The 3,198-nt window shown below is 58.4% G+C and carries 4 protein-coding genes; all 4 read right to left on the reverse strand.

The features are described from left to right. Positions 1–876 (reverse strand): IS110 family RNA-guided transposase (locus AX756_RS06100; protein WP_068309584.1); only part of this gene is annotated, 876 nt, incomplete at its 3' end. A 578-nt stretch (positions 877–1,454) separates the two neighbouring features. Beyond that, on the reverse strand, positions 1,455–1,841 hold the full coding sequence (locus AX756_RS06105; RefSeq protein ID WP_068309585.1) for a type II toxin-antitoxin system death-on-curing family toxin: 387 nt from the start codon (positions 1,839–1,841) through the stop codon (positions 1,455–1,457). Beyond that, entirely contained in the window at positions 1,838–2,062 is a 225-nt protein-coding gene (locus AX756_RS06110; protein ID WP_068309586.1) for an AbrB/MazE/SpoVT family DNA-binding domain-containing protein, read from the reverse strand. The genes AX756_RS06105 and AX756_RS06110 overlap by 4 nt, the downstream gene beginning before the upstream one ends. 120 nt (positions 2,063–2,182) lie before the next feature. Then, complete coding sequence (locus AX756_RS06115; protein ID WP_068309587.1) at positions 2,183–3,142, reverse strand: IS481 family transposase; 960 nt, start codon at positions 3,140–3,142, stop codon at positions 2,183–2,185. Positions 3,143–3,198: the final 56 nt, after the last annotated feature.

Raw genomic sequence — 3,198 nt, forward strand, 5'->3', positions numbered from 1 at the left:
CTTGCGTGCTGCCCACCGCACGACGGCCACAGCGCCGACGATCAGCAACCTTCGAATGTCCCGCTGACCCATCTTCGATGTCCGCCCGAGTCGCTCCTTGCCGCCACTCGAATGCTGTTTCGGCGTGAGCCCGACCCAGGCTGCGAAATCCCGACCTTTCGAGAAGGTCTCCATCGGCGGCGCGAAAGTGGTGATCGCCGCAGCGGTGATCGGACCAATGCCAGGAATGGTGGTCAACCGCCTCGCGGTGTCGTCTGTGCCTGCACGTCGCCGCAACTCGGTATCCAGGCCCGTGATCTTCTCGCTTAGATCTGAAATCTGGTTCAGAAGCAATCGCGCCAGGTCCCGCACAGCTGCAGGCAAAGCACCGTCTTCCCCGTCAGCGACTGCGGCGAGGCGGCCGACATGGGCAGGACCAATGGGCGCGACGATGCCCTGTTCGGCCAAGTGGGCACGAAGGGCATTGATTGTCTGCGTGCGTTGCCGGACAAGGAGATCGCGAGTGCGATATACCATCGCTGCCGCCTGCTGTTCCTCGCTCTTCACGGCGACGAACCGCATGGTCGGACGCGATGCCGCTTCCGCAATGGCCTCAGCGTCGGCCATGTCGTTTTTCTGGCGTTTCACAAATGGCTTCACGTAAGCAGGTGGAATCAGCCGAACTTCGTGGCCGAGATCGCCGATAGCTCGGCCCCAGTGATGGGCGTTCGCGCATGCCTCCATCGCTACGATGCAGGGCGGCTGCTCGCCCAAGAACTTCAGCAGCTGCGCGCGTGATAGCTTCCGACGGAACACGACCGACCCGTCCACCCCGGCGCCATGCGCCTGAAAAACGTTCTTGGCCAGATCCAGGCCGATGATGCTAATCTCGTTCATGGACGCTTCCCCCGTAGCAGTGTTTCAACACCCGCTACCTTGGCACATTCGATGCCGCCGGGGGGCGTCCACCCCATCGCTTACGTCTGTACGTTCAGCCCGTGGAGCAAAGAACAGGTCCTCCAGAGCGCAAGCCGTTGCTTCAAAACCGCTTTCTCGCGCACGAAGAATACTAGCCATCAGAGATATTTCGAGAGCCGTCATTGTCGGGGTGCTCCTGATTTGCCGCTCGATCTGTTTTTCTTATGAGAATCATAATACTGTTAACGAAGCCCTAACGAGGCGGTCGCATCTCCATGAGGCTCACCATTGCCTTATCGGGATCGGACGTCCGCATGACCATCCTGCGGCTCTTCCATGAGGACCAAAACTGGGAAGCCCAGTTCAAAGGGCAGCCCGGCTGGGAGCCTTTTCCAGGCCACTTCTGCTCCTTGGGCCCCTTACCCCCCTGCCGGAAACACGAGAAGGCCGTTTCTCGGGCCACTCCGGGGCCCTTATGGTCGCCTCCGGGCGCTCGCCGCCACCGTCATCTTCTGGCTTCGACTTCAAAATGGTTCTCAAAGAGATCTTCGCGGAGCTCAGATTGCCTTCCAGGCCGAACGAAGCCGGGCGGCAAATTCCGCTTCGCTGATCGTGCCGGTGGCAAGACCCTCTATCATCCTGACACCCGCGACAGGATCAGGTCGAAATGAATAACCGTTCAGCCGGAGAAAGGTTGCGGCGGTGACAAATGCCGTCCGCTTGTTGCCGTCGATAAAGGCGTGGGCCTTGGATATCCCGAAAGCATAGGCTGCTGCGATCTCGGCCAGGTCTGCGTCCGTGTAGGCTGCAAGGTTCATTGCCCGGGCACATCCCATTTCAAGGAGCGCCATGTCACGCATTCCGGCCTTGCCGCCGTGTCTGGCAATCTGCCGGTCATGGATGGCAATCGCCGCTGCCAGTGGCACCCAGACAGGAGCCTTCATGCCAATGCCTGAAGCAGATCCCGGTTTTCGTCCATCACGATTTCGGCGGCTTCAAGCGCCTTGGCGACCGAGGGGTCGTGCGCCATGATCTTCAGGCTTCCATCGTCTCCCCGGACCACGAAAAGGGTATCACCCTCCTTGGCATCAAGGAGGGTCAGCATCTCCGTTGTCAGGGTTATGACTGCCGAATTCCCGACTTTGCGGATCTTGGTTTCAATCATTGGAGCCCCTTGTGTATATAAATGTATATACCAAAGTGATAGTTAAACCACAAGGGTTGAGCTGCACCCCGCAATTCGGACACTGACGTAGGCTACGATTTGCGGTCTGCTGATCTTCGACTAGGTGTTCAGTCCCGGCATCTGGTGGATCGGATTGACGATGAATCGATCTGGCTCTGATGTCCAGATTCTGCAGATGTACTCGTAGGGCGTGAGACCGCTGAGCGTCTTCAAACGCCGGGCGAAGTTGTAAGCATCCAGGAAGTCGGAGAGGTGGATGCGCAGCTGATCGTGGCTGTCGTAGTGGTAACGCTTGACGGTGGCGTCTTTGATCGTGCGGTTCATGCGTTCGACCTGACCGTTGGTCCACGGATGGTTCGGTTTGGTGAGGCGATGTTCAATACCATTGGCTTCGCAGATCATGTCGAACCGCATCGGTCGGGAATAGATCGTGTTTCGGTTCCGCGGCTGCTCGGCGAATTGGATGCCGTTGTCCGTGAGGATCGTATGAATGCGATAGGGAACGGCCTCAAGAAGCAGCTCCAGGAACTCCCAGGCAGTTTTCCGATTAGCCTTCTCGACGAGTTGGGCCACCGCGAACTTGCTGGTTCGATCAATGGCCACGAAGAGATAGAGTTTGCCCTCTGCTGTTCGGAGCTCCGCGATGTCGATGTGAAAGAAGCCTATGGGGTACCGCCTAAATCGCTGCCTCTTCGGCTTGTCGCCGTCCATCTCAGGCAGGCGCGAGATGCCATGCCGTTGCAAGCACCTATGCAAAGAAGAGCGCGTGAGATGCGGGATCGTCGGCTGTAAGGCGTAGAGGCAATCATCGAGAGGCAATAGCGTGTGCCGTCGGAAAGCAACGATGACAGCCTCTTCCTCTTTGCTGAGAACGGTTGAGCGGGGCTCTTTCGGCCCGGTTCTACGATCCTCAACCGTCTGCCGTTTCCGCCACTTCGCCACCGTCTTGGGATTGATTCCAAGCTCCCGGCTCAGCTCCGCGGTCGAAGCTTGCGATCGCTGTATTGCTGCTCTGACGGCGTGCGTAGTCGTAGCGCAGCCATGGCGTATCTGTCCCATAAGGCGTCCTTCCATTCCAACGAACGGATCGCACCATCAAAACCTGGGATCAAACA

Origin of the sequence: Aliiruegeria sabulilitoris (genome assembly GCF_001558155.1) — a bacterium.
Classification (GTDB): domain Bacteria; phylum Pseudomonadota; class Alphaproteobacteria; order Rhodobacterales; family Rhodobacteraceae; genus Tropicimonas; species Tropicimonas sabulilitoris.